The organism is Nocardioides currus, from assembly GCF_003057875.1.
Taxonomy (GTDB): Bacteria; Actinomycetota; Actinomycetes; order Propionibacteriales; family Nocardioidaceae; genus Nocardioides; species Nocardioides currus.
On record NZ_PYXZ01000001.1, the window covers coordinates 904,197 to 930,650 of the forward strand.

The 26,454-nt window shown below is 71.6% G+C and carries 21 protein-coding genes and 1 pseudogene; 15 read left to right on the plus strand and 7 right to left on the minus strand.

Features of this window, described 5'->3' with window-relative positions; genetic code table 11:
• Positions 1–8 precede the first annotated feature (8 nt).
• The gene (gene glgX, locus C7S10_RS04330; RefSeq protein ID WP_108343114.1) at positions 9–2,231 is read right to left on the minus strand and encodes a glycogen debranching protein GlgX; all 2,223 of its coding nucleotides are present in this window, start codon (positions 2,229–2,231) and stop codon (positions 9–11) included.
• 70 nt (positions 2,232–2,301) lie between these two features.
• Positions 2,302–3,153 carry a M15 family metallopeptidase gene (locus tag C7S10_RS04335; protein WP_108343115.1) on the minus strand — a complete coding sequence of 284 codons (852 nt, stop codon included), beginning with the start codon at positions 3,151–3,153 and terminating at the stop codon, positions 2,302–2,304.
• A gap of 50 nt (positions 3,154–3,203) precedes the next feature.
• Between C7S10_RS04335 and C7S10_RS04340 the strand changes: the two genes are divergently transcribed.
• From C7S10_RS04340 to C7S10_RS04350, 3 genes are all read left to right on the plus strand, one after another.
• Positions 3,204–4,352, plus strand: coding sequence for an acyl-CoA dehydrogenase family protein (locus tag C7S10_RS04340; RefSeq protein ID WP_108343116.1), 1,149 nt, complete (start codon positions 3,204–3,206; stop codon positions 4,350–4,352).
• A gap of 11 nt (positions 4,353–4,363) precedes the next feature.
• A complete protein-coding gene (thpR, locus tag C7S10_RS04345) occupies positions 4,364–4,930 on the plus strand; it encodes an RNA 2',3'-cyclic phosphodiesterase (protein WP_108343117.1) in 567 nt (188 codons plus the stop codon).
• 126 nt (positions 4,931–5,056) lie between these two features.
• Positions 5,057–5,791, plus strand: a complete 735-nt coding sequence (locus C7S10_RS04350; RefSeq protein WP_108343118.1) for a VIT1/CCC1 transporter family protein — start codon at positions 5,057–5,059, stop codon at positions 5,789–5,791.
• A 131-nt stretch (positions 5,792–5,922) separates the two neighbouring features.
• On the opposite strand, the gene C7S10_RS04355 is transcribed toward C7S10_RS04350, so the two are convergent.
• Positions 5,923–7,062, minus strand: coding sequence for an epoxide hydrolase family protein (locus C7S10_RS04355; protein WP_108343119.1), 1,140 nt, complete (start codon positions 7,060–7,062; stop codon positions 5,923–5,925).
• 68 nt (positions 7,063–7,130) lie between these two features.
• Between C7S10_RS04355 and C7S10_RS04360 the strand changes: the two genes are divergently transcribed.
• Positions 7,131–8,090, plus strand: a complete 960-nt coding sequence (locus tag C7S10_RS04360; protein WP_108343120.1) for a helix-turn-helix transcriptional regulator — start codon at positions 7,131–7,133, stop codon at positions 8,088–8,090.
• 202 nt (positions 8,091–8,292) lie between these two features.
• Here C7S10_RS04360 and pntB read toward each other — a convergent pair whose 3' ends face one another.
• The 3 genes from pntB to C7S10_RS04375 form a co-directional block, all read right to left on the minus strand.
• On the minus strand, positions 8,293–9,735 hold the full coding sequence (gene pntB / locus C7S10_RS04365) for a Re/Si-specific NAD(P)(+) transhydrogenase subunit beta (RefSeq protein ID WP_108343121.1): 1,443 nt from the start codon (positions 9,733–9,735) through the stop codon (positions 8,293–8,295).
• A gap of 9 nt (positions 9,736–9,744) precedes the next feature.
• Positions 9,745–11,277 carry a Re/Si-specific NAD(P)(+) transhydrogenase subunit alpha gene (locus tag C7S10_RS04370; protein WP_108343122.1) on the minus strand — a complete coding sequence of 511 codons (1,533 nt, stop codon included), beginning with the start codon at positions 11,275–11,277 and terminating at the stop codon, positions 9,745–9,747.
• Between the two features lie 128 nt (positions 11,278–11,405).
• On the minus strand, positions 11,406–12,416 hold the full coding sequence (locus tag C7S10_RS04375; protein WP_207769218.1) for a LacI family DNA-binding transcriptional regulator: 1,011 nt from the start codon (positions 12,414–12,416) through the stop codon (positions 11,406–11,408).
• Between the two features lie 131 nt (positions 12,417–12,547).
• Between C7S10_RS04375 and C7S10_RS04380 the strand changes: the two genes are divergently transcribed.
• From C7S10_RS04380 to C7S10_RS04430, 11 genes and pseudogenes are all read left to right on the plus strand, one after another.
• A complete protein-coding gene (locus tag C7S10_RS04380; RefSeq protein ID WP_108343123.1) occupies positions 12,548–14,071 on the plus strand; it encodes a sugar ABC transporter ATP-binding protein in 1,524 nt (507 codons plus the stop codon).
• The gene (locus C7S10_RS04385) at positions 14,068–15,117 is read left to right on the plus strand and encodes an ABC transporter permease (protein WP_207769219.1); all 1,050 of its coding nucleotides are present in this window, start codon (positions 14,068–14,070) and stop codon (positions 15,115–15,117) included. The genes C7S10_RS04380 and C7S10_RS04385 overlap by 4 nt, the downstream gene beginning before the upstream one ends.
• A complete protein-coding gene (locus C7S10_RS04390) occupies positions 15,114–16,208 on the plus strand; it encodes an ABC transporter permease (protein WP_207769220.1) in 1,095 nt (364 codons plus the stop codon). The genes C7S10_RS04385 and C7S10_RS04390 overlap by 4 nt, the downstream gene beginning before the upstream one ends.
• A 4-nt stretch (positions 16,209–16,212) precedes the next feature.
• On the plus strand, positions 16,213–17,253 hold the full coding sequence (rhaS, locus tag C7S10_RS04395; protein WP_108343124.1) for a rhamnose ABC transporter substrate-binding protein: 1,041 nt from the start codon (positions 16,213–16,215) through the stop codon (positions 17,251–17,253).
• A gap of 87 nt (positions 17,254–17,340) precedes the next feature.
• Positions 17,341–17,706, plus strand: a complete 366-nt coding sequence (locus tag C7S10_RS04400; protein ID WP_108343125.1) for an L-rhamnose mutarotase — start codon at positions 17,341–17,343, stop codon at positions 17,704–17,706.
• On the plus strand, positions 17,703–18,866 hold the full coding sequence (rhaI, locus tag C7S10_RS04405) for an L-rhamnose isomerase (protein WP_108343126.1): 1,164 nt from the start codon (positions 17,703–17,705) through the stop codon (positions 18,864–18,866). The genes C7S10_RS04400 and rhaI overlap by 4 nt, the downstream gene beginning before the upstream one ends.
• 50 nt (positions 18,867–18,916) lie before the next feature.
• Positions 18,917–20,959 (plus strand): bifunctional aldolase/short-chain dehydrogenase, encoded by a 2,043-nt coding sequence (locus C7S10_RS04410; protein WP_108343127.1) that lies wholly within the window; start codon positions 18,917–18,919, stop codon positions 20,957–20,959.
• A 125-nt stretch (positions 20,960–21,084) separates the two neighbouring features.
• Entirely contained in the window at positions 21,085–22,485 is a 1,401-nt protein-coding gene (locus C7S10_RS04415; protein ID WP_243395193.1) for a rhamnulokinase, read from the plus strand.
• Positions 22,482–23,241: pseudogene (locus tag C7S10_RS04420) on the plus strand ((Fe-S)-binding protein). Before C7S10_RS04415 ends, C7S10_RS04420 begins: the two are co-directional and overlap by 4 nt.
• The gene (locus C7S10_RS04425; protein WP_108343128.1) at positions 23,238–24,716 is read left to right on the plus strand and encodes a lactate utilization protein B; all 1,479 of its coding nucleotides are present in this window, start codon (positions 23,238–23,240) and stop codon (positions 24,714–24,716) included. Before C7S10_RS04420 ends, C7S10_RS04425 begins: the two are co-directional and overlap by 4 nt.
• Positions 24,709–25,296 (plus strand): LutC/YkgG family protein, encoded by a 588-nt coding sequence (locus tag C7S10_RS04430; protein ID WP_108343129.1) that lies wholly within the window; start codon positions 24,709–24,711, stop codon positions 25,294–25,296. Before C7S10_RS04425 ends, C7S10_RS04430 begins: the two co-directional genes overlap by 8 nt.
• A 45-nt stretch (positions 25,297–25,341) precedes the next feature.
• Here C7S10_RS04430 and C7S10_RS04435 read toward each other — a convergent pair whose 3' ends face one another.
• Positions 25,342–26,349: a LacI family DNA-binding transcriptional regulator gene (locus tag C7S10_RS04435; protein ID WP_207769221.1), complete on the minus strand. Its 1,008-nt coding sequence runs from the start codon at positions 26,347–26,349 to the stop codon at positions 25,342–25,344.
• Positions 26,350–26,454 lie beyond the last annotated feature (105 nt).

Genomic DNA, 26,454 nt, shown 5'->3' on the forward strand with positions numbered 1-26,454 from the left:
CGGGTCGGTCAGGTCTGCTCGCGCTGGTGACGCTGGTCGGCGGCCGGGGTCGCCTCCGCCTCGGTCGCGGCGTCGGCCAGCGACGCCAGGGACGCGGCGACCGAGTGGTCGGGGCTCGCCTCGGGCTCGGCGTGCTCACGCAGCACGACGAGGCTGTGCGTGCCGAGGTCGAAGGTCGCGCCGGCGGTCAGCGTGCGGGCAGTGTCGGCCCCACCGCCGGTGTCGATGACCACGTCCCACGCAGCGGCGTACTCGTCGGTGGGCAGGCTCACCGTCGCGGGCCCGTCGGCGTTGAAGTAGAGCAGGAAGTGGTCGTCGGTGATGGTGCCCCCGCGGGCGTCCTTGCCGGCGATGCCGTCGCCGTTGAGGTACATCCCGATGGCCTTGGCGCCCTCGTCCCAGCCGTCGTCCTCCATCGGGGTGCCGTCGAGGGCGAGCCACACGATGTCGTTGAGGCGCTGGCCGTCACCGGTGCGCACGGTGTTGCCGGTGAAGAACCGCTTGCGGTGGAAGGTCGGGTGGCTCGCGCGGAGCTTGGCGACCGCGGCCGTGAACTCGATCAGCGGCTTGTCGGCACGGTCCCAGTGCACCCAGCTGATCTCGCTGTCCTGGGCGTAGGTGTTGTTGTTGCCGTCCTGCGTGCGGCTCAGCTCGTCGCCGTGCAGCAGCATCGGCACGCCCTGGCTCAGCAGCAGCGTGGCGATGAAGTTGCGCTGCTCGCGGGCCCGCGCCTCGAGGATCTCCGGGTCGTCCGTCGGCCCCTCGACGCCGTGGTTCCAGGACCGGTTGTGGCTCTCGCCGTCGTTGTTGTCCTCGCCGTTGGCGTCGTTGTGCTTCTCGTTGTAGGACACGAGGTCGCGCAGGGTGAAGCCGTCGTGCGCGGTGACGAAGTTGATGGACGCGAACGGGCGCCGTCCGGAGTGCTCGTAGAGGTCGGAGGAGCCCGAGAGCCGGGAGGCGAAGTCGCCCAGGGACGGCTCGCCGCGCCAGAAGTCGCGCACGGTGTCGCGGTAGTCGCCGTTCCACTCGGTCCACTGGGGCGGGAAGCCGCCGACCTGGTAGCCGCCCGGGCCGATGTCCCACGGCTCGGCGATCAGCTTGACCTGGCTGACGACCGGGTCCTGCTGCACCATCTCGAAGAAGGTCGAGAGCTTGTCGACGTCGTAGAACTCGCGGGCGAGGGTCGCGGCGAGGTCGAAGCGGAAGCCGTCGACGTGCATCTCGGTGACCCAGTAGCGCAGCGAGTCCATGATCAGCTGGACCGAGTGCGGGTGGCGGACGTTGAGGCTGTTGCCGGTGCCCGTGTAGTCCATGTAGTAGCGCTGGTCGTCCTCGACGAGGCGGTAGTAGGCCGGGTTGTCGATGCCCTTGAAGCTCAGCGTCGGCCCGAGGTGGTTGCCCTCGGCCGTGTGGTTGTAGACGACGTCGAGGATGACCTCGATGCCGGCGACGTGCATGGCCTTGACCATCGCCTTGAACTCCTGGACCTGCTGGCCCTGGTTGCTCGAGGCGTAGTCGGCGTGCGGGGCGAAGAAGCCGAGGGTGTTGTAGCCCCAGTAGTTGCGCAGCCCCTGGTCGAGGAGCGTGGAGTCCTGGACGAACTGGTGGACCGGCATCAGCTCGATCGCCGTGATGCCGAGCTTGGTGAGGTGGTCGGTGATGGCCGGGTGCGCGAGACCGGCGTAGGTCCCGCGCTGCTCCTCCGGCACGTCGGGGTGCAGCTGCGTGAGTCCCTTGACATGGGCCTCGTAGATGATCGACTCGTTGTAGGGGATGTTGAGCCGGCGGTCGCCCTCCCAGTCGAAGAACGGGTTGATCACGACGCCGTGGGTCATGTGGGCGGCCGAGTCGTCGTCGTTCCTGCTGTCCTCGTCGCCGAAGTCGTAGCCGAACAGTGACTGGTCCCAGTCGATCTCGCCCGCGGTCGCCTTGGCGTAGGGGTCGAGCAGCAGCTTGTTGGGGTTGCAGCGCAACCCCTGCGTCGGGTCCCACGGACCGTGGACGCGGTAGCCGTAGCGCTGGCCGGGCTGCACGGTCGGCAGGTAGCAGTGCCACACGTAGGCGTCGACCTCGGTGACCTCCAGGCGGGTCTCGGTCAGCTTCCCGCGGGGGCCGACGTCGAACAGGCACAGCTCGACGCGCTCGGCCACCTCGCTGAACAGCGCGAAGTTGGTGCCGCTGCCGTCGAACGTGGCGCCGAGCGGGTAGGGGGTTCCAGGCCAGATCTGCACGGGGCTCCTCGGTTGTTGGATCGTTCCAAGACTACCTGTACCCGCGATCGGGTGACCCCACCCGCAGGGGTTACAGACCGTTCTGGCTGAAGTGCTGGTAGTCCTTGGACTGGTTCCAGTCCCCGCCCCACTCCCACCCGATGCGCGCGAACGCCGCGACGACCGGCCCCGCGGGCACGATCATCCCGGGCCTCACGGCGTCGCGCCGGAGGTAGGAGCCGGCGAGCTCCGGCAGCACGACGTCGCCCTTGGCGTACGGGTTCTGGAAGGTGTTGACGTCGATGGCCAGGCCGTAGGCATGCTGGGAGAAGTACGTCGCCCCGGTGCTCGGTCGGCAGACGAACGACCCGGTCCCGTTGCCGTCGCCGGTGGCCGGGGCGTCCGGGTCGTAGGAGCGCACGATCCCGACCTGCTCCTGCGGGAACCGCTGGCGGTAGAGCGTGCGGAACACGCGGGCGATGTCGTCGGCGACGCTGCGGTGGACGAGCAGCTCGCCCGTGTGGCGCCGGGCGTCGAACCCCCAGAACACGAGCCGGACCCAGGCCAGGTCGGTCGCCGCGACCGGGCAGCCCTCCCGCCAGCTCGACCGGGCGACCACCGCGGCGGGCGCCGGCGAGACGACCTTCGCGGCGAACCCGCGCCCCGGCAGCGCTGGCACCGTGTCGGGCAGGGTCCACCGGCGGTGGCGCAGGGCCGGCGGCGTGGGGCGCACCTCGCCGTACCCGCTCGAGGTCGTCGGCAGCTCCCGGGCCCCGAGCCAGGCCGGGGGCCGTGAGCCGAAGCCGGTCGAGGCCTCGGTCAGGGTGCCGTCGGCGGGCGCGGTCCGCACGGTCCGCCCTGCCGGCGCGGCGGCGGCTCCGCCCCATCCGAGGACCACGGACAGGACGAGGGCGACGGCGCTGAGCGGCGTACTCCTGATCACACTGCACGCTAACTCGTCGCCCGAACAGAACTGGCGGGTAACATAGCCGCATGAGCCGTGAGATCTACGACGAGGACCACGAGGCGTTCCGCGCCTCCGTCAAGGAGTTCCTGGACCGCGAGGTCACCCCGCACCTGGACGACTACGCCGAGGGCCACGGCCTGTCGAGGGAGTTCTGGCTGGCCGCCGGCAAGCAGGGCTTCCTCGGCCTGGAGATCCCGGAGGAGTACGGCGGCTCCGAGGCCGGCGACTACCGCTTCAACGCGGTGCTCACCGAGGAGCTGGCGAAGGTCAACATGACCCTGCCGTCCTGCGTCGGCATCCACGCCGACATCACCGTGCCCTACCTCGTGCACCTCACCAACGACGAGCAGCGCGCCCGCTGGCTGCCCAAGGCCGCGAGCGGCGAGATCCTGACCGCGATCGGCATGACGGAGCCCGGCGGCGGCTCCGACCTCGCCAACCTCAAGACCACCGCCGTGCGCGACGGCGACGACTGGGTCATCAACGGCTCCAAGACCTTCATCACCAACGGCGGCTCCGCCGACATCGTGCTGGTCGCCGCCCGCACCAGCCCGGAGAAGAAGGCCAAGGGCATCTCGCTGTTCGCCGTCGACACCACGCTGCCCGGCTTCTCCGTCGGGCGCGTGCTCGACAAGGTCGGCCAGGACGAGTCCGACACGGCCGAGCTCGCGTTCGAGGACGTCCGCGTCAGCAACGATGACCTCGTCGGTCCGCTCGACACCGGCTTCATCTCGATGATGCAGTTCCTGCCGCAGGAGCGCCTCGGCTCGGCGATCACCAACCTCGCGCACGCCGCGCAGATCCTCGAGGAGACGATCCAGTACGCCAAGGACCGCAAGGCCTTCGGCCAGCCGATCGGCAGCTTCCAGCACAACTCGTTCCTGATGGCCGAGCTCGTCACGCAGATCGAGGTGACGCAGGCCTACGTCGACCAGTGCGTCATGAAGCACACCCGCCAGGAGCTCACGGCGGTCGACGCCGCGAAGGCGAAGTGGTGGACCTCGCAGGTCCAGAACGAGGTCCTCGACCACTGCGTCCAGCTGCACGGCGGCTACGGCTACATGAACGAGTACCGCGTGGCCCGCGCCTGGCGCGACGCCCGGGTCTCGAAGATCTGGGCCGGGTCCAACGAGATCATGAAGATGCTGATCGGGCGTGACCTCGGGTTCCAGTGAGCCCGGGTGCCATGAGCCGGATGTTCGTGGCGGTGATCCCGCCGGAGGAGGCCGTCGAGGACCTCGACGACTTCCTGTCCGTACGTCGCAGCGCCGCCGCTGCCTCTGATGGACGCTGGCGGTGGGCGCCGTCCCACAGCTTCCACGTGACGCTCGCGTTCGCCGCGCACGTGCCCGAGCAGGCCTTCGAGTCGCTGTGCGAGCGGTTGGAGTCGGCGGCCGGGAAGCACGCGGCGTACGACACGAGGATCGTGGGTGGCGGCGCGTTCCCCGACCCCGACCGGGCGAAGGTGCTCGTCGCCGGGCTGGAGGGCTCGTTCGACGACCTCGCCGCGGCGTCTCGGCGTGCCGCGTCGACGGCGGGCGTCGCCGTCGACGGCCAGCGCTTCCGGGCGCATGTCACGCTCGCCCGCCTGGGTCGGCCCGCCAACGTGACGCGGTGGGTGCGGCTGCTCGACACCTACGCCGGACCGACGTGGCAGGTGTCCGAGATGGCGCTCGTCGAGTCGCACCTCGGCGAGGGGCCGCGGCGTGGTCCGCGGCACGAGGTGCGGGCGACGTTCCCGCTGTCTGCCTAGCCTCACCTTCGTTGCGGACGGCGCCGCGGCGGGGAAGGCTGGACGCGTGAACGAGCGCAGCGAGCGAACAAATCAGCACAGTGCCACCGGTGCCTCATGCGCGCGCGGAGCGAAGCGAGCACGTGCATGAGCCTCGAGATCGGAACGGACACGGACCCTCAGCACTGGCACGAGCAGGTGGACGCGGCGAGCGGCAACCGGCTCAACGCCCTCCGGGCGGCGGTGCTCGGCGCCAACGACGGCATCGTGTCGACCGCCGGCATCGTGATGGGTGTCGCCGGCGCGACCAGCGACCGGTCCGCCCTGCTGATCGCCGGCGTCGCCGGCCTGGTGGCGGGCGCGATGAGCATGGGGACGGGCGAGTACGTCTCGGTCAGCACCCAGCGCGACTCCGAGAAGTCGATCCTGCGCCTCGAGGCGCGCGAGCTCGAGGCGATGCCCGAGACCGAGGAGCGCGAGCTCGCGAGGATGTACGAGGAGAAGGGGCTCGACGCCGAGCTCGCCACCCAGGTCGCCGCCCAGCTGACCGCGCACGACGCGCTCGGCGCCCACGCCGACATCGAGTTCGGGATCGACCCGGACGACCTGACCAACCCGTGGCACGCCGCTTGGGCCTCGATGCTCTCGTTCACCCTCGGCTCCCTGCTGCCGCTCCTGTGCGTCGTGCTGGTCCCGGCGGGCGCGCGGATCGTCGTCACCGTGCTGACCGTCGTGGTCGCCCTCGCCCTCACCGGCTTCGTCAGCGCCCGGCTCAGCCTCAGCCCGCGGGTGCGCGCGATCGCCCGCAACGTGGCGGGCGGGCTCCTCGCGATGGGCGTGACCTATCTGATCGGCTCTCTCGTGGGGATGGGCGTCGGCTGAGCGGGGCTGGGTTCACGACCCGCCTCGGGTTTCCCCGGCTAGCCGGGGAAACCCGAACATCCCGGGGCATGCAAGCCACACGAAGTTCGAGACTCGCCCGGGAAGTCCGGGTGTACGGCGCCTCGCCGGCCCTATCGGGCGGTCCGGTCCCGGTAGAAGTCCCGGACGACGGCGACCAGCTCGTCGGGCACCTCCATCGCCGCGAAGTGCCCGCCCCGCGGGTGCTCGGTCCACGACACGATGTCGGTGTTGTCGCGCTCCGCGAACGGTCGCATCGACCGGAAGTCGTCGGCGAACACCGCCACGCCGATCGGCCCGTGGTTGACCTGCGGCTCGACGGACTTCTCGGTGTAGTGGAAGCGGGTGGCGCCGGCGGAGGTGTTCGTCAGCCACATCAGGCTGGCCTGGGCCAGCACCTGCTCCTGGGTGACAAGGCTGGTGCCGTTGCCGAAGTTCCAGAAGAGCTCGTTGTAGGCCAGCTGGCCGACCGGTGAGTCGCTGAGGGCGGCCGCGATGGTCAGCGGTCGCTTGGCGTTGAGGTCGGCGTAGCCGTTGACGCCCTGGAACCAGCCGGCGAACTCCAGCGCCGCGTAGTCGGCGGGGGTCATGCGCTCGAACTCGGCCGGGTCGCCGGACGGGAAGGAGAACAGCTGGAGCACGTGGGCGCCCAGGAAGCCGGCCACGCCCTGCGCCGCCAGCTCGCGGGAGACCATCGCGCCGCCGTCGGAGCCGTGGGCGCCGTAGGACTCGTAGCCGAGCGCGCGCATGAGGGTGTCGAACGCCCGCGCGGTCCGTGCGGTCGTCCAGCCCCCGTCGGACAGCGGCGTGCTGAACCCCATGCCCGGCAGGCTCGGGATCACCAGGTGGAAGGCGTCGGCCGCGTCCGCGCCGTGGGTCGTCGGGTCGGTCAACGCGTCGATCACGTCGAGGAAGTCGAGCACGGAGCCCGGGTAGGTGTGGGTGAGCAGCAACGGCGTCGCGTCCTCGTGCGGTGAACGGACGTGAAGGAAGTGGATGGTCTGGCCGTCGATCTCGGTGCGGAACTGCGGGTGGGCGTTGAGCCGCGCCTCGGTCGCGCGCCAGTCGAAGTCGCGCCAGGCCTCGACCGTCGCGCGGAGGTGGTCGACCGGGGTGCCCTGGTCCCACCCGTCGCCCGGGAGCTGGTCGGCGAAGCGGGTGCCTGCGAGGCGACGACGCAGGTCGTCGAGGTCGGCGTCCGGGACGGCGACGTGGAAGGGCGTGATGGTCGAGGTGTTCTCGTGAGTCGTCATGTGGGCAACGCTAGGGTCGATACAGGTCCATGACGAGCCTGTATTTCCGACGGAGTCAGGAGCCAACCGTGCTGGGTACGTCCGCCCGCCTGCTCGCCCTGCTCGGGCTGCTCCAGAGCAGACCCTCGTGGACCGGCACCGCCCTGGCCGAGCGGCTGGACGTCGACACCCGGACGGTGCGCAAGGACGTCGCGCGCCTGCGCGAGCTCGGCTACCCGATCGACGCGGTGCGGGGTCGCCACGGCGGCTACCGGCTCGGCACGCAGGGGCAGCTGCCTCCGCTGCTCCTCGACGACGACGAGGCCGTCGCCGTCGCGCTCGGTCTCGGCACCGTCGACGCCGCGATCCCCGGACTCGCGGCCACCGGTCAGGCCGCGCTCGCCAAGCTCGAGCGCACCCTGCCCGAGCGGCTGCGGCGCCGCGTGCGCGCCCTGCAGGAGACCACCGACGTCGGACCGGCCAACACCGGCACCAACGTCGTCGACCCCGAGGTCGACGCGCAGCTGCTGGTCGACCTGGCCTCGGCCATCCGCGACCGCACCGGCCTGCGGTTCCACTACCGCGAGGACGAGCGCATCGAGGCCGATCCCTACCGCTTGGTGAGCTGGCACCAGCGGTGGTACGTCGTGGCCCGCGAGCGACCGACCGGCGACTGGCAGGCGTTCCGGGCCGACTGGATGCGGCTGCGCGTCCCCGGCGCGAGTCGGTTCGACTGGCGCCCCCTGGAGGACGGCGACTACTCGGCCTTCGTGCTGCGGCAGGTGGCGTCCACCGGCTGGCAGGTGCACGCGCGGATCCTCGTCGACGGCTCGGCCGAGGAGGTGCTGGCCCGGATCAACCCGGCGGTGGGCGTGGTCGAGACGGTCGACGACGACCACTGCGTGCTGGTGACCGGCGCGGACAGCCTCGAGATCGTCGCCGTGTGGATCGGGATGCTCGGCCTCGACTTCCACGTCGAGGCCCCGGCCGAGCTGGTCGAGCACGTGCGCGACCTGGCCGCCCGCTACGCGCGGGCCCTGCCTGGGTGACGACGGTCCCCGCGCCGTACGCCCGATCCGTCGTCCGGGCGGTGGCCCAGCCACCTTCCCGCGCCCAGGAAGGTGGCTGACGCACCGCCGCGGGAGGCCGACACGCGATCCGCCACCCCGGGCGGTGGCCCAGCCACCTTCCCGCGCCCAGGAAGGTGGCTCACGCACCGCTGCCGGCGAAAGAGCAGCGGGGCGTACGGCGTCAGCCCAAGGCCCGCACGATGTCGTCGACGCGGTCCTTGGCGTCGCCGAAGAGCATGCGGCTGTTGTCCTTGAAGAACAGCGGGTTCTGGACGCCGGCGTAGCCGGTGGCCATCGAGCGCTTGAAGACGATCACGTCCCTGGCGTTCCAGACCTCGAGCACCGGCATGCCGGCGATCGGTGAGCCCGGCTCCTCCAGCGCGGCAGGGTTGACGGTGTCGTTGGCGCCGATCACCAGCACCACGTCGGTGTCGGGGAAGTCCTCGTTGATCTCGTCCATCTCGAGCACGATGTCGTAGGGCACCTTGGCCTCGGCGAGCAGGACGTTCATGTGCCCGGGCAGCCGGCCGGCGACGGGGTGGATGCCGAAGCGCACGTCGACGCCCTTGTCGCGCAGCTTCTTGGTCATCTCGGCGACGGGATACTGCGCCTGCGCGACCGCCATGCCGTAGCCCGGCGTGATCACCACGGACTTCGCGTCGGCCAGCAGCTCGGCGACCTCGTCGGCCTGCACCTCGCGGTGCTCGCCGTAGTCGCGCTCCTCGCCGCTGACGGCGCCGTCGGAGCCGAAGCCGCCGGCGATGACGCTGACGAACGAGCGGTTCATCGCCGTGCACATGATGTAGCTGAGGATCGCACCGGAGGAGCCGACGAGGGACCCGACGATGATCAGCAGGTCGTTGTCGAGCATGAAGCCGGCGGCCGCCGCGGCCCAGCCGGAGTAGGAGTTGAGCATCGACACCACGACCGGCATGTCGCCGCCGCCGATGGCCGCCACGAGGTGGAAGCCGAGCAGCAGCGCGAGCGCGGTCATGAGGATCAGCGGCACGAGACCGAGGTCGCCCTCGGCCGGCACGAACCACGCGAGCAGCGCGGCCGAGGCGAGCAGGATGCCGAGGTTGAGCAGGTGGCGGCCCGGAAGCGCGAACGGCGTCGACTTCATCCGCGCGCTGAGCTTGAGGAAGGCCACGATCGAGCCGGTGAACGTCACGGCGCCGATGAAGACCCCGAGGAAGACCTCGACGTCGTGGATCGTCCCGATCGAGCCCGACAGGTGGTCGGCCTCGAGGTAGGAGTTGAAGCCCACCAGCACCGCGGCCAGGCCGACGAAGCTGTGCAGGATCGCGACCAGCTCGGGCATCCCGGTCATCTCGACGGTGCGCGCACGCCAGGCGCCGATCACGGCGCCGATCGCCATGGCCACGACGACCATGACCAGCGTCACGGCGAGCGGTCGCTGGTCGCCGTACTGGCTGTTGCGGGCCGCGAGCACCAGCGTCGCGCCGAGCGCGAGCCCCATGCCGGCCATGCCGAAGGTGTTGCCGCGGCGCGCGGTCTCGTGCTTGGAGAGCCCACCCAGCGCGAGGATGAAGAGGATCGCGGCGAGGATGTAGGCGGCCTGGATCAGCCCCGGCAGCCGGTCGGAGGTCAGGAGGTCGTTCATCGGTGGCGCTCAGTCCTTCCGGAACATCTGGAGCATGCGGGCGGTCACCAGGAAGCCACCGAAGATGTTGATGCTCGCCACGAGCACCGCCACCAGCGCGAGCGTCGTGATCACGGGGTTGTCGCTGCCGACCTGCAGGATGCCGCCGACCAGGATGATCCCGGAGATGGCGTTGGTCTCGGCCATCAGTGGCGTGTGCAGCGCGTGCGCGACGTTCGAGATGACGTAGTAGCCGACGAAGATCGCCAGCGCGAACACGGTGAAGTGCCCCAGGAAGCTCGGCGGGGCGTACGCCGCAGCGAGGGCGAACAGGACAGCCCCCAGCGCCGCCGCGTAGACCTTGCGGCGCGGGTCGGCGGGCGGCTTCTCCACGGGCGCCGGGCGGGCGACCGGCGCGGCGGGCGCCGCCGGGGCCGCGCTGACCTGCACGGGCGGCGGCGGCCACAGTGACTCGCCGTCCTGGGTGACCGTGATCCCGCGCTGCACGACGTCCTCGTGGTCGAGGACCAGCTCGCCGTCCTTGCCCGGGGTGAGCAGCTTGAACAGGTTGACGATGTTGGTGCCGTACAGCTGGCTGGTCTGCGCGGCGAGGCGACCCGCGAGGTCGGTGTAGCCCAGGATCGTGACGAGGTTGTCGGTCACGACCTTCTCGTCGGCCTGCGTCAGGGCGACGTTGCCGCCGTTGGCCGCGGCCATGTCGACGACCACGGAGCCGGTCTTCATGTGGGCCACGGTGTCGGCGGTGATCAGCTGCGGGGCCGGGCGTCCGGGGATCAGCGCGGTGGTGATGACGATGTCCGCGTTGCGGGCCTCCTCGTCGTACATCGCGGCCGTCGCCGCCTCCTGCTCGGCGGTCATCTCCTTGGCGTAGCCGTCGGAGGAGACCTCCTGCTCCATGTCGACGGTGACGAACTGCCCGCCGAGGGACTCGACCTGCTCGGCCACCTCGGGACGCACGTCGAAGGCGCGCACGACCGCACCCATCGCGCCCGCCGCGCCGATGGCTGCGAGGCCGGCGACCCCGGCCCCGACGACGAAGACCCGCGCGGGCGGGACCTTGCCGGCGGCGGTGACCTGACCGGTGAACTGGCGGCCGAACTCGTGGGCCGCCTCGATCACGGCGCGGTAGCCCGCGACGTTGGCCATGCTGGAGAGCACGTCCATCGCCTGCGCGCGGGAGATGCGCGGCACGGCGTCCATCGCGAGGCCCGTCACGCGCTGCGCCTGGAGCTGCTCGATCAGCTTGGGGCTGCGGCCCGGCGCCATCAGCGACACGATCGTCGCGCCCTGTCGAAGCTTCCAGATCTCGTCGGCGGTCGGGGCGTTGACCTTGATGACGACGTCGCTGGTCCACACCTCCTCGGCGTCGGTCACCCGGATGCCGGCGGCCGCGAAGGCCTCGTCGGTCTGGTCGGCCGCGACACCGGCCCCGGCCTCGACGACGACCTCGTACCCGAGCGACTCGAGCTGGGCGGCGGTGACGGTGGTGGCTGCCACGAGGGTCTCTCCCTGACGGGACTCGCGGGGGATGCCGATGCGCACAGGTGCCTCCTGATGGGCGGCTGGACTGAGGCGAAAACTACACGGAGGGACTCGGTGCCCACCGCGGTCTCAGGTGGTGTTGCTCACGGGATCGGGCCTTGACTCGCGAGCACTGCCGCGCAGGGCGGCTATCCGAGGGTCGAGGTGCGCGCCACCAGCTCGGGGGTGAAGACCACCCGCTCGTGCTGGTGGGCGGGGTTGGCCGTCTCGTCGAGCAGGAGCTCGGCGGCCCGGGCGCCCAGGAGCTGGCGCGGCTGGCGGACGGAGGAGAGGGGGACGGCAGCGGCCGCCGCGAAGTCGATGTCGTCGTAGCCGACGATCGCGAGGTCCTCGGGCACCCGGCGGCCGCTGGTGATCAGGTGCTGGAGCAGGCCGAGGGCGAGCAGGTCGTTGGCGCAGAAGGCGGCGGTCGGGCGGCGTCGGGTCGGCAGTCCCAGCATCCGCTCCCCAGCGCGGCGCCCCTCCTCGACCGTGAGCGCGGCGGTCGCCATCTGCACGAGGTCGGCCTCGGGCAGGCCCGTCTCGCGCCAGGCCCCGACCGCGCCGACCCAACGGTCGCGCACCTGGCCGATCGTGGCCGGCCCCCCGACGTACGCCACCCGCTGGTGGCCCCGGTCGACGAGGTGCTCCACGGCGAGGCGGCCGCCGAGCTCGTCGTCGACCGAGACCGAGCACACGCCGGGGCGCGACCGCGTGCGGTCGACGACCACGAGCGGGATGCCTCGCTGGATGACCTCGTCGAGGGTCGGCGACTCGGGGTCGACGGGCGTGACGAGGATGCCCTGCACGCGCTGCTCGGCGAGGTGGTCGAGGTAGCCCTTCTCCCGTGCGGCGCTGTTGCTGCTGTTGCACATGAACAGCGACAGGTCGGCCGCCTCCGCCCGCTCCTCGATGCCGGCGGCGACGTCGGTGAAGAACGGGTTGGTCGCGTCGAGCAGGACGTAGGCGAGGGTGCGGCTCGTTCCCGCGCGCAGCTGGCGGGCCGACTCGTTGCGGACGAACCCGAGGTCGGCCATCGCCTGCTCGACCCGCGCCCGGGTCGCCGGCGAGACGCGGTCGGGACGGTTGAGGACGTTGCTCACCGTGCCGAGCGAGACACCCGCGGCGGCGGCGACGTCCTTGACGGAGGAGCGCGGCACGGCACCTCCTCGAGGGTCTCGGGTTGAAACGGTCAACGGCACCCTACGACACGACTTCGTGGTGGGTGCTTGACGTTTGTGACGGTCCTCACGTACGGTCCGTTGAAACCTTTCAATCTAGGAGCTCCCCCATGCCGCCCACCGACGCCACCCCGGTGCTCGAGCTGCGCGACGTCTCGAAGTCGTTCGGGGCCGTGCAGGCGCTGCGCTCCGGCAGCCTGCGGGTCGACGCCGGATCCATCCACGCCCTCGTCGGCGAGAACGGTGCGGGCAAGTCGACGCTGGTCAAGATCGTCGCCGGCGTCTACCGCCGCGACGGCGGCGTCCTCGCGCTCGGCGGCGAGTCCGTCGACTTCGACTCCACCGCCGAGTCCAAGGCCGCCGGGATCGCCGTGATCTACCAGGAGCCGACGCTCTTCCCCGACCTCTCGGTGACCGAGAACATCTTCATGGGCCGCCAGCCGATGGCGCGCGGCGGTCGCATCGACCGGGCGGCGATGATCGCCGAGACGCGCGCGCTCTTCACCCGGCTCGGCGTCGACATCGACCCCCGTCGCCCGGCCCTGGGCCTGTCGATCGCCGACCAGCAGATCATCGAGATCGCCAAGGCCATCTCCCTCGACGCGCGGCTGTTGATCATGGACGAGCCGACCGCGGCGCTGAGCGGCAACGAGGTCGCCCGGCTCTTCGCGGTGGCCCGCAGCCTGCGCGACGAGGGTCGCGCGCTGGTCTTCATCTCGCACCGCTTCGACGAGGTGTTCGCGCTGTGCGACGCCGTGACCGTGATGCGCGACGGCGCCTACATCGCCACCGTCCCCACGGCCGAGACCACCGAGGCCCAGATCGTGTCGCAGATGGTCGGCCGCGAGGTCGCCGACCTCTTCCCCAAGACCGAGGCCGAGATCGGCGACGTCGTCCTCGATGTCGCGGGCCTCACCACCGCGGGCGAGTTCCACGACGTCACCTTCTCGGTCCGCGCCGGCGAGATCGTCGGACTGGCCGGCCTCGTCGGGGCCGGGCGCAGCGAGATCGCCCGGGCGATCTTCGGGATCGACGCGTACGACGCGGGGTCGGTCACCGTCGACGGCAACGCCGTCGCCCGGCGCAACCCGCGCGCGGCGATCCGCGCCGGCATCGCCTTCGTGCCCGAGGACCGCCGCCAGCAGGGGCTGGTCGTCGACGGCTCGGTCGGGCGCAACATCGCGAGCGTGATCCGTAGCGGGCTCACCCGGGCCGGGCTGCTCACGACGGCGGCCGAGAACAGCGCCGTACAACCCTGGGCGAGCCGTCTCGAGGTCAAGACCAACGCGCTCGACATGCCCGCCACCACGATGAGCGGCGGCAACCAGCAGAAGGTCGTCATCGCCAAGTGGCTGGCCACCGAGCCGCGGCTGCTCATCATCGACGAGCCCACCCGCGGCATCGACGTCGGCACCAAGGCGGAGGTGCACCGGCTGCTCTCCGAGCTGGCCGGCAAGGGCCTGGCGATCCTGATGATCTCGAGCGAGCTGCCCGAGGTGCTCGGCATGGCCGACCGCGTGCTGGTCGTGTGCGAGGGGCGGATCACCGCCGACATCGCGCGCGCCGACGCCACCCCCGAGAACGTGATGGCCGCGGCGACCCGCTCGGCCGGCGACGAGGAGCCCGCAGCGTGAGCACGACTGAACAGACCCCCGACGTCCTCGTCGCGCCGTCCCAGCAGTCGCGGGGCCAGCGTGCCCTGCGGGCCGTGCTCGGCTCGCGCGAGCTGGCGATCGCGATCGTGCTCGTCGCCCTGGTCGCGGCGACCACCGCCCGGCGACCCAGCTTCCTCACCGGCAGCGACGGGTTCCGCGACCTGCTGCTCAGCCCGAGCGTCCTGCTGCTGCTGGCAATCGGGCAGATGGTCGTGATCGTCACCCGCAACGTCGACCTGTCGGTGGGCTCGACGCTCGGCATCTCCGCCTACGTGTGCGGCAGCCTGTTCTCCGCCGACCAGGAGCGCTCGGTCCTCGTCGTCTTCGTGATCTGCGTCGTGGTCGGCGCCGGGCTCGGCCTCGTCAACGGCCTGCTCGTCGCCTTCTTCCGCGTGCCGGCCCTGGTGATCACCCTCGGCACGATGTACGTCTTCCGCGGCGTCCTCAAGAACGTCGCCGGCGCCAACCGGATCACGGCCGGCGACTTCCCGGCCGGCTTCGAGCGCCTCGGCACCCAGCAGGTGCTCGGGATCCCCGTGCTGACGATCATCGGTCTCGTCGTGCTGGTCGCCGTCGGCTACTACCTGCGTACGGCGCGTGGTGGCCGCGAGCTCTACGCCATCGGCTCCGACCCCGACGCCGCCACGCTCTACGGCCTCCCCGTCGCGCGTCGCGTCATCACGGCGTTCGTGCTCTGCGGCGCCCTCGCCGGGCTGGCCGGTGCCGTCACGGCGGCGCGCTACGCCACGGCGTACAGCGGGACCGGCTCCGGCATCGAGCTCCAGGCCGTCGCGGCCGTGGTGATCGGCGGGGTCGCGATCTTCGGCGGCTCGGGCACGGTCTGGGGCGCGGCGATCGGGGCCTTCCTGCTCATCACCATCAACCGGGCGCTGCCCATCCTCGGCATCTCGGAGTACTGGCAGGGAGCCGTCGTCGGCGCGCTGATCCTCGGCTCGATCTGCCTCGACCGCTACCTGTCCGCACGGCGGGCCCGCCACCTGATCGAAGCAAGGGACGACGCATGACGACCATGACGAGGCCGCCGGCCCAGCAGTCGCGCACCTACCCGGCCCACGCCCACGGACTCGCCCGCCGCGTGCTGCTGACCCGCGAGATGGCGGTCGTCCTCGGACTGCTGGTCGTCTACGCCTGGTCCTGGTTCAACGTGGCCTACTTCGACCAGCCGCTGACGATGTTCAACCTGCTGCGCGACAACGCGACGATCCTGATGATCGCGCTGCCGATGACCCTGATCATCGTCACCGGCGAGATCGACCTGTCCGTGTCGAGCACGCTGGCAGTCAGTGCCGCGGTGACCGGCGTGCTGGTCAAGGACGGCGGGCTCTCCGTGCCGGCCGCGGCGGTGATCGCGATCCTCGTCGGGTGCCTGCTCGGCGCCCTGAACGGCGCGCTCGTCGCCTACGCGGGCCTGCCGTCGCTGGCGGTCACCATCGGCACGCTCGCGCTCTACCGCGGGCTGGTCGAGGGCATCATCAAGACCAAGCAGGTCAGCGACTTCCCCGCGAAGTGGCAGGACCTCGCCACCACGCACATCGGCGACAGCCCGCTGCCCGTGGTGGTCATCCCGATCGTGGTGATGGCGATCGCCTTCGCGCTGCTGCTGCACTTCACCTCGTTCGGTCGCGGCATCGTCGAGATCGGCCTCAACGACGAGGCGGCCCACTTCTCCGGCGTCAACGTCCCGCGCACCAAGCTGATCCTGTTCACGCTCTCCGGCGCGGTCTCCGCGTTCGCCGGGGTCTACGCCCTGATGCGCTCCAACTCGGTGGCCATCGACACCGGCACCGGCGTCGAGCTCCAGGTCATCGCAGCGGTCCTGCTCGGCGGCGTCAGCATCTTCGGCGGGCGGGGCGCGATCCACGGCGTCATCGCCGGCGTCCTTCTCATCGGTGTCCTCTCGAGCTCGCTGCGGCTGCTCGGCCAGGGCTCCGAGACCATCACGATCATCATCGGCCTGCTCCTCGTGGCCTCGGTCGTGTCCTCCAACTTCCTGCCACGACTCCGGGAGCTCGGCGCCTCCCTGCGTCCGCGGCAGAAGGCAACGGCTGCCCAGCCGACCACCACGCCGACCTCCGGCGAGAACCCCGAAAGGTAACGCAATGAAGACACGCGGAACGCGTTTCGCCGCAGTGACGGCGGTGGCCCTGGTGGCCTCGATGAGCCTGGCTGCCTGTGGCAACAAGGACGAGGAGAGCCCCGCGGCCGGCGACGGTGGCAGCGAGAGCAGCGCCACCACGGTCACCTTCCTGCCCAAGAACCTCGGCAACCCCTACTTCGAGACCAGCGACGCCGGTGGCGAGAAGGCCGTCGGCGAGTTCGACGGGACCTACGACGAGGTCGGCCCCGATGCTGCGGCCCCCGATGCGCAGGTGCCCTTCATCGACACCGCCGCCCAGCAGGGCATCAACGCGCTGGTGATCTCCGCCAACGACCCGACCGCGCTCTGCGACTCCATCAACGCCGCCCGCGACGCCGGCACCAAGGTCGTCACCTTCGACTCCGACACCAGCCCCGACTGCCGCGACCTGTTCATCAACCAGGCCACCGCCGAGGGCATCGCCAAGGTGCAGGTCGACCTGATCACCGAGCAGATCGGCGACTCCGGCGAGATCGCGATCCTCTCGGCCGCGGCCAACGCGACCAACCAGAACGCCTGGATCAAGCTCATGGAGGAGCAGCTCGAGGCCGACCACCCGGACGTCAAGCTCGTCGACACGGTGTACGGCGACGACGACGACCAGACCTCGTTCGACAAGACCGCGGCGCTGCTCTCGGACCACCCGAACCTCAAGGGCATCATCTCCCCGACCACGGTCGGCGTGGCCGCCGCCGCCCGCTACCTGTCGAGCTCGGAGTTCAAGGGCAAGGTCGCGCTGACCGGTCTCGGGACGCCCAACCAGATGCGTGACTACGTCAAGGACGGCACCGTCACGTCGTTCGCGCTGTGGAACCCGGCCGACCTCGGCTACCTCGCGGCCTACGCCGCGAAGGCGCTGGCCGACGGCGACATCACCGGCGAGGAGGGCGACTCCTTCGAGGCCGGCGACCTGGGCTCCTACGAGGTCGGCGCCGACGGCGCGGTCCTGCTCGGCGACCCGTTCGTCTACGACGCCGACAACATCGACGACTTCGACTTCTAGGTCGTCACCACGTCTCCGGACCCGGCGGCCTCCAGCCGCCGCCGGGTCCGGGGCACCACCTCGCCGTACTCCCTCGAAAGGTCCGTCATGCCCCGCGTCTGCTTCCGCCTCCAGGTCCGCCCGGACCGTCTGGAGGAGTACGCCGCACGGCACGCCGCCGTCTGGCCGGAGATGCTCGAGGCGCTGCACGCGACGGGCTGGCACAACTACTCGCTGTTCCTCGACACCGACGGACTGCTCGTCGGCTACCTCGAGACGCCCGACCTCGACGCCGCCCGGGCGGGCATGGACGCCACCGACGTCAACGCCCGCTGGCAGGCCGAGATGGCCCCCTTCTTCGAAGACCTGGACGCACCGCCGGACCAGGGCTTCCTCCAGCTGCGCGAGGTCTTCCACCTCGAGGACCAGCTCGCCCGGACCGATCGCACGCCTTCCACCAAGGACCCGTCATGACCAGCTTCTCCGACATCACCGGCCGGCTCGAGCGCCTGGCCATCGAGGTCCCGTCGTGGGCCTACGGCAACTCCGGCACCCGCTTCAAGGTGTTCGGCTCCCCCGGCACCCCCCGCACCGTGCAGGAGAAGGTCGCCGACGCCGCGAAGGTGCACGAGCTCACCGGGCTGGCGCCGACCGTCGCGCTGCACATCCCGTGGGACCTCGTCGACGACTTCAAGGAGCTCGCGACCTACGCCGGCGACCTCGGCGTCGGGCTGGGCACGATCAACTCCAACACCTTCCAGGACGACGACTACAAGCTCGGCAGCCTCACCAACGCCGATTCGGCGATCCGCGCCAAGGCCGTGCAGCACAACCTCGACTGCATCGAGGTGATGGGTCAGACCGGGTCGCGCGACCTCAAGATCTGGCTCGCCGACGGCACCAACTACCCCGGCCAGGCCGACATGCGCGCCCGTCAGGACTGGCTGGCCGAGGGCCTCTCCACGATCTACGACCAGCTCGGCGAGGACCAGCGCCTCGTGCTCGAGTACAAGTTCTTCGAGCCGGCGTTCTACCACACCGACGTCCCCGACTGGGGCACGTCGCTGGTGCAGTGCCTGGCCCTCGGCGAGCGCGCGGTCGTGTGCCTCGACACCGGCCACCACGCCCCGGGCACCAACATCGAGTTCATCGTCATGCAGCTGCTGCGGCTCGGGAAGCTGGGCTCGTTCGACTTCAACAGCCGCTTCTACGCCGACGACGACCTGATCGTCGGCGCGGCCGACCCGTTCCAGCTGTTCCGGATCATCACCGAGGTGGTGCGCGGCGGCGGTCTCGACGACGACAGCGACGTCGCCCTGATGCTCGACCAGTGCCACAACGTCGAGGACAAGATCCCCGGCCAGATCCGCTCGGTGCTCAACGTGCAGGAGATGGTCGCCCGCGCGCTGCTGCTCGACACCGCCGCGCTCGACGCGGCCCGCACCGAGGGCGACGTCCTGGCCGCCAACCAGGTCTTCATGGACGCGTTCTACACCGACGTCCGCGCCGACCTGGCCGGCTGGCGCGAGGAGCGCGGCCTGCCCGGCGACCCGATGGCCGCCTACCGCGCCAGCGGCCACCAGGCCCGGCTCGCCGAGGAGCGCGTCGGCGGCCACCAGGCCGGCTGGAACTGACACCCCACCACCCGCCGTACCCCCGCCGTACAGACACGAAGGACAACACCGTGAGTGACCTCAACCCCGCCGTGGCCGCGCTCGTCGAGCGCTCCAACCGGCTCGGTGCGGACCCGAAGAACACCAACTACGCCGGCGGCAACACCTCCGCCAAGGGCACCGAGACCGACCCGGTCACCGGCGAGGACGTCGAGCTGGTGTGGGTCAAGGGCTCCGGCGGCGACCTCGGCACCCTCACCTCCGCCGGGCTCGCGGTGCTGCGCCTCGACCGGATGCGCGCGCTCGTGGACGTCTATCCCGGTCTCGACCGCGAGGACGAGATGGTGGCGGCGTTCGACTACTGCCTGCACGGCAAGGGCGGCGCCGCTCCGTCGATCGACACCGCCATGCACGGGCTCGTCGACTCCCCGCACGTCGACCACCTCCACCCCGACTCGGGCATCGCCATCGCGACGGCCGCGGACGGCGAGGCGCTGACCAAGGAGGTGTACGGCGACACGGTGGTGTGGGTCCCGTGGCGCCGGCCCGGCTTCCAGCTGGGCCTGGACATCGCGGAGATCAAGGCCGCCAACCCGCAGGCGGTCGGCTGCATCCTCGGTGGCCACGGCATCACGGCGTGGGGCGAGACCAGCGAGGAGTCGGAGCAGAACTCGCTGTGGATCATCGAGACCGCCGCCGCCTACCTCGCCGCGCACTCGAAGCCCGAGCCGTTCGGTCCGCCGCTGAGCGGGTACGCCGCACTCGACCCCGACGCCCGCCGCGAGAAGGCCGCCGCGCTGGCGCCGACGATCCGCAGCATCGCCTCGCAGGACCGTCCGATGGTGGGTCACTTCACCGACTCGGCCGAGGTGCTCGACTTCCTCGCCGCGACCGAGCACCCCCGCCTCGCGGCCCTCGGCACGAGCTGCCCCGACCACTTCCTGCGCACGAAGGTCAAGCCGCTCGTGCTCGACCTGCCCGCCGACGCGGGTGTCGAGGAGTCGGTGGCCCGCCTGCGCGAGCTGCACACGGCCTACCGCGACGACTACCAGGGCTACTACGACCGCAACGCCACCCCCGAGTCGCCGGCCATCCGCGGTGCCGACCCGCTGATCGTGCTGGTGCCGGGCGTCGGGATGTTCAGCTTCGGCAAGGACAAGCAGACCGCGCGCGTGGCCGGCGAGTTCTACGTCAACGCCATCAACGTGATGCGCGGCGCCGAGGGCGTCTCGACGTACGCCCCGATCGACGAGGCGGAGAAGTTCCGCATCGAGTACTGGGCGCTCGAGGAGGCCAAGCTCCAGCGGATGCCCGCTCCCAAGCCGCTCGCCACGCGGATCGCGCTGGTCACCGGTGCGGCCAGCGGCATCGGCAGGGCAATCGCCACCAAGCTCGCCGCCGAGGGCGCGTGCGTGGTGATCGCCGACCTGTCGCTGGAGAAGGCGCAGGCCGCGGCCGCCGAGATCGGGGGCACCGACGTCGCCGTCGGCGTGCAGGGCGACGTGTCCGACGAGGCGCAGGTGCAGGCCATGGTCGACGCCGCGGTGCTGGCCTTCGGCGGCCTCGACCTCGTCGTCAACAACGCCGGGCTCTCGCTGTCGAAGTCGCTGCTCGAAACCACCGTCGCCGACTGGGACCTCCAGCACGACGTGATGGCCAAGGGCTCGTTCCTCGTCTCCCGCGCCGCCGCGCGGGTGCTGATCGACCAGGGCCTCGGCGGCGACATCGTCTACATCTCCTCGAAGAACTCCGTCTTCGCCGGACCCAACAACATCGCCTACTCCGCGGTGAAGGCCGACCAGGCCCACCAGGTGCGGCTGCTCGCCGCCGAGCTCGGTGAGCACGGGGTGAAGGTCAACGGGGTCAACCCCGACGGCGTGGTCCGCGGCTCGGGCATCTTCGCCGGCGGCTGGGGCGCCCAGCGCGCGGCGGTCTACGGCGTCGACGAGGAGGACCTCGGCGAGTTCTACGCCCAGCGCACGCTGCTCAAGCGCGAGGTGCTGCCCGAGCACTGCGCCAACGCGGTCTTCGCACTCGTCGGTCCGAACATGACCCACACCACCGGCCTGCACATCCCGGTGGACGCGGGCGTCGCCGCGGCCTTCCTGCGATAGTCGGTGGTCTAGGTGGTCGAGGTGCGAGCGCAGGCCCGGGTCGGTGGTTGAGGTGCGAGCGCAGGCCCGGGTCGGTGGTTGAGGTGCGAGCGCAGCGAGCCTCGAAACCCGTCCACGTCGCCGCCGTGGACCTCGGTGCGTCCAGCGGACGGGTGATGCTCGGGGAGGTCGGGCCGTCGCGCCTCGCGCTGTCGGCGGTGGCGCGGTTCGCCAACGGGCCGGTCCGCACGCCCGACGGGCTGCACTGGGACGTGCTCGACCTCTACCGCCAGTCCCTCGACGGGCTGCGGGCCGCGGCGAGTGCCGCGCCCGGCGGGCTGGCCAGCATCGGCATCGACTCGTGGGCGGTCGACTACGGCCTGCTGCGCGACGGCCGGCTGCTCGGGACGCCGTTCCACTATCGCGACGAGGCCCGCAACGCGGCCGGTCCAGCTCTCGTCCACGAGCGCGTCCCGGCCGCCGAGCTCTACGCGCGCACCGGCTTGCAGTTCCTCCCGTTCAACACGATCCACCAGCTCGCCGCCGACGACTGGACCGACCTGGCCGACCGGCTGCTGCTCGTCCCTGACCTGGTGGCGTTCTGGCTCACGGGCCGGCAGGTGGCCGAGCGCACCAACGCCTCGACCACCGGGCTGCTGTCGGTGACCAGCCGGGAGTGGGACGAGGGCCTGATCGAGGCGGTGGGCCTGCCGCGCGCCCTGTTCCCCGACCTCGTCGACCCCGGGACGACCATCGGCACCCTGCTGCCGCCGGTCGCTGAGGCGGTCGGCGCCCCGGGCGTCCCCGTCGTCGCGGTGGGGTCGCACGACACGGCGTCCGCCGTCGTCGGCGCTCCCCTCGATGGTCCGGGTGCGGCGTACCTCTCCCTCGGCACCTGGGGCCTCGTCGGCCTCGAGGTCGACACCCCGGTCCTCACCGATGCGGCGCGCGAGGCCAACTTCACCCACGAGGGCGGCGTCGACGGCACCATCCGGCTCCTCACCAACGTGATGGGCACCTGGCTGCTCAGCGAGACCCTGCGCACGTGGGGCCGCAGCGACCTCGGCCCGCTGCTCGAGGCGGCCGCCGACGTGACGGCCGAGGTGCCGCTCTTCGACGTGCAGGACCCGCGCTTCGTCCCGCCGGGCGACATGCCCGCGCGCATCGCCGCCTGGTGCGCGGAGCACGACGTGGTCGCGCCGGTCGACGACGCGAGCCTGGTGCGCAGCATCGTCGAGAGCCTGGCGGTGGCGTACGCCGCTGCGCTGGCCACCGCCGGATCGCTGGTCGGCCGCGACGTCCGCCAGGTCCACGTGGTCGGCGGCGGCAGCCAGAACGCCCTGCTCTGCCAGGCGATCGCCGACCGGGCCGGTGTGCCCGTGGTGGCCGGGCCGGTGGAGGCGACCGCGCTGGGCAACGTGCTGGTGCAGGCCCGTGCGGCCGGCGCCGTCGACGGCGGGCTGGACGTGCTGCGTGACCTCGTGCGGCGTACCCACGACCTGAGGACGTTCGCGCCGCGAGCGCGATCGGCGAGGATGGGAGCATGAAGGTCGCCCTGATGGTCACGTGCGTCAACGACGCGATGTTCCCCGACACGGGCAAGGCCGTGGTCACGCTGCTGCGCCGGCTCGGGGTCGACGTGGAGTTCCCCGCGGCCCAGACCTGCTGCGCGCAGCCGATGGTCAACACCGGCTACCTCGACGAGGCGGTGCCCGTGGTGCGCACCTTCGTCGACGCGTTCGCGGGCTACGACGCCATCGTCACGCCGTCCGGCTCGTGCGCCGGCTCCGCCCGCCACCAGCACGGGATCGTCGCCCGCCGCTCGGGCGATCCCGCCCTGATCGACGCGGTGGCGGAGACCGAAGCCACTGGCCCCCTGCGAGCCCGGGGCGGGTCCGAGGACCTACGAGCTGACGGAGTTCCTCGTCGACGTGCTGGGCGTGACGGACGTCGGTGCCTACTTCCCGCACCGCGTGACCTACCACCCGACCTGTCACAGCCTGCGGATGCTCGGCGTCGGCGACCGGCCGCGGCAGCTGCTCGAGCAGGTCCGGGGGATCACCCTCGTCGACCTGCCGGGCGCCGAGGAGTGCTGCGGCTTCGGCGGGACCTTCGCGGTCAAGAACGCCGACACCTCGATCGCGATGGGCACCGACAAGGCGCGGCACGTGCGCGACACCGGCGCCGAGGTGCTGGTCGCCGGCGACAACTCCTGCCTGATGCACATCGGCGGCACGCTCTCGCGCCAGCGCAGCGGCGTCCGGACCATGCACCTCGCCGAGATCCTGGCGGCGACGGCATGAGCACGTTCGTCGGGATGCCGCCCTTCCCCACCGCGGCCCGTGCCGCGCTCGGGGACACGCAACTGCGCCACAACCTCGCGCACGCGACGCGCACCATCCGCGACAAGCGCGCCCGCGTCGTGGCCGAGGTCGAGGACTGGGAGGAGCTCCGCGTCGCCGGTGCGGCGGTGAAGGAGGCCGCGCTGCGCGACCTCGCCACCCACCTCGAGACGCTCGAGACGTCTCTCATCGCCGCCGGCGCGACGGTCCACTGGGCCCGTGACGCGGCCGAGGCCAACGCGATCGTCGCGGCCGTCGCTCGCTCCCACGAGGTCGACGAGGTCGTCAAGGTCAAGTCGATGGCGACCCAGGAGATCGGCCTCAACGAGGCCCTCGAGGCAGAGGGCATCGCCGCCTGGGAGACCGACCTGGCCGAGCTGATCGTGCAGCTCGGCGGTGACCAGCCCTCGCACATCCTGGTCCCCGCGATCCACCGCAACCGGGCCGAGATCCGCGAGATCTTCCTGCGCCGGATGGGCGACGTGGGCCGTCCCGCACCCGCCGACCTCACCGACGAGCCGTCGGTCCTCGCGGGCGCCGCGCGCGAGCACCTGCGCGAGAAGTTCCTGCGGGCGAAGGTCGCCGTGTCCGGCGCCAACTTCGCCGTCGCCGAGACCGGCACCCTCGTGGTCGTCGAGTCCGAGGGCAACGGCCGGATGTGCCTGACGCTGCCGGAGGTGCTCGTCAGCGTCGTCGGGATCGAGAAGGTGGTGCCGACGTGGGCCGACCTCGACCCCCTGCTGCGACTGCTCCCCCGCTCCTCGACCGGCGAGCGGATGAACCCCTACACCTCCACCTGGACCGGCGTCACGCCCGGCGACGGGCCGCAGGAGGTCCACGTCGTGCTGCTCGACAACGGCCGCACCCGCGCGCTTGCCGACGACGTCGGCCGACAGGCACTCCGCTGCATCCGCTGCTCGGCCTGCCTCAACGTCTGTCCGGTCTACGAGCGCGTCGGCGGCCACGCCTACGGCTCGGTCTACCCCGGCCCGATCGGCGCGATCCTCAACCCGCTGCTGAATGGCGTCTCCGACGAGCAGACCGCCTCGCTGCCCTACGCCTCCTCGCTGTGCGGCGCCTGCTTCGAGGTGTGCCCGGTGATGATCGACATCCCGTCGGTGCTGGTGGACCAGCGCGCGGCGGTCGTCGACAGCCACCGCGGCGACCGGGTGCCGAAGGCGGAGGCGGTGGCGATGCGCGCCGCGGCGTACGCCTTCTCCGACGCCCGTCGCCTCGCCTGGGCCGAGAAGGGCTCCGGGCTGGCGGGCCGGGTCGTCGCCCGCTTCGGGCGTACGGCGCTGCCCGGCGGCCGTCCGGCCGTCGGCCGCCTCCCCGGCCCGGGTGCCGCGTGGACCAGCGCCCGCGACCTGCCCGCGCCACCGGCGGAGTCGTTCCGTGCGTGGTGGGCACGGACCGACGGGGGCCGTCATGAGTGACGCCCGGTCCGAGATCCTCGGCCGCGTCCGGTCGGCGCTGGCCGACGTGTCGCCGGCCGTGGCCGTGCCCGCGCCGCCGCGGATCACCCCGGTGGCCGACCTCGTCGCGCTGTTCTGCGAGCGGGTCGAGGACTACCGCGCGACCGTGACGCGGTGCTCGGCCGCCGAGCTGGCGTCGGTGGTGGCCGATGCCGTGGCCGGACTGTCGGTCGTCGTACCCCCCGGTCTCGACCTCGCCGTCCCCGGCTCGGTCGCGGACGACGACCTGTCCGCCGCCGAGCTCGACGCGATCGGCGCCGTCGTCACCGCGGCGCGGGTCGGCATCGCCGAGACCGGCACGATCGTGCTCGACCACGCCGACGACCAGGGCCGACGGGCGATCTCGCTGGTGCCCGACCGGCACGTGTGCGTCGTGCGGGAGGACCAGGTTGTCGCCGACGTGCCCGACGCGGTCGCCCTGCTCGACCCGGCCCGGCCGCTCACCTGGATCAGCGGGCCGAGCGCGACCAGCGACATCGAGCTCGACCGGGTCGAGGGCGTCCACGGCCCACGCACCCTGCACGTCGTCGTCGTGGCCTGACGGGTCGAGTGCGCTCCGCGTAGTAGTCACCACACGGCCCAGCACTCAACCCGGTGGCGGACCGATCGAGTCGCGCACCCGCACGGGCATGTGCACCTGCTGGAGGGCGGGCGTGGGCTCCGGGCTGAGCAGCGACTCGATCGCCAGCCGGCCCATCTCGCGCTCCGGGAGGGCGATGCTGGTGAGCGAGGGCCGGAGCCACGCCGCGAGCTCGGAGTCGTCGAACGACACCAGCGACACGTCGGTGGGGACGACCAGCCCGGCGGCGGCCAGTGCCTGGGTCACCCCCAGGGCGATGCGGTCGTTGAGGCAGATGATCGCGCCCGGGCGATGTCCGTCGGCCAGCACCGACGACAGCTCGTCGAAGGCCCCCTCCGGCCACCACGGGCACGAGATCTCCCGCTCGACCTCCACCCCCACCTCGGCGAGGCAGGCCACCACGCCGCGCCGCCTGCCCGATCCGGGCAGCGAGCGTTCGGGGGTCTCGCCGACCATCCAGATCCGGTCGCGGTGGCCGGCCTCGACGAGCAGCGTGGCCGCCGCCCGCCCACCCTCCTCCTCGTCGGGCACGATCGAGGGCAGGTCGGCGTCGCTGCGACAGTTGAGCAGCACGACGGGCAGGCCGGCGGTGTTGCGCGGGGCGGTGACCCGGTCGTGGGAGGTGGTGGCGAGCACCAGCCCGTTGACCTGCCGCCCGACGAGGTCCTCGACCAGCGTCGCCTCGAGGGCGGGGTCGCCCTCCGACTCGCACACGAGCAGGCGGTAGCCGTGGCGCAGGGCGGCGGTGAGGGCGCCACGGATCAGCTCGCCGCCGTAGTGACCGGTCGCGATGGTGTCGGCGACCAGGCCGATCGTGCGGGTCTCCTGGGTGCGCAGGCTCCGCGCCATCAGGTTGGGGCGGTAGTCCAGCTCGCGTGCCGTGCGCAGCACGCGCTGGCGCGTCTCCTCCGAGATCCGCATGTCACGCCCGCCGAGCACGAACGACGCCGTCGTCGGTGAGACGCCGGCCCGATCGGCGACGTCACGCAGGCGAACCCGACGGGTCTCCTCCACTGGTGCTCCCACCTCCCCGCTGGTCTAGTCTGCTGCTCTTGACGTGGTGCACGTCACAGGGGTTTACTCCCGCTAATTCGTTTTAGCAAGGGTTTCCACGGTCAC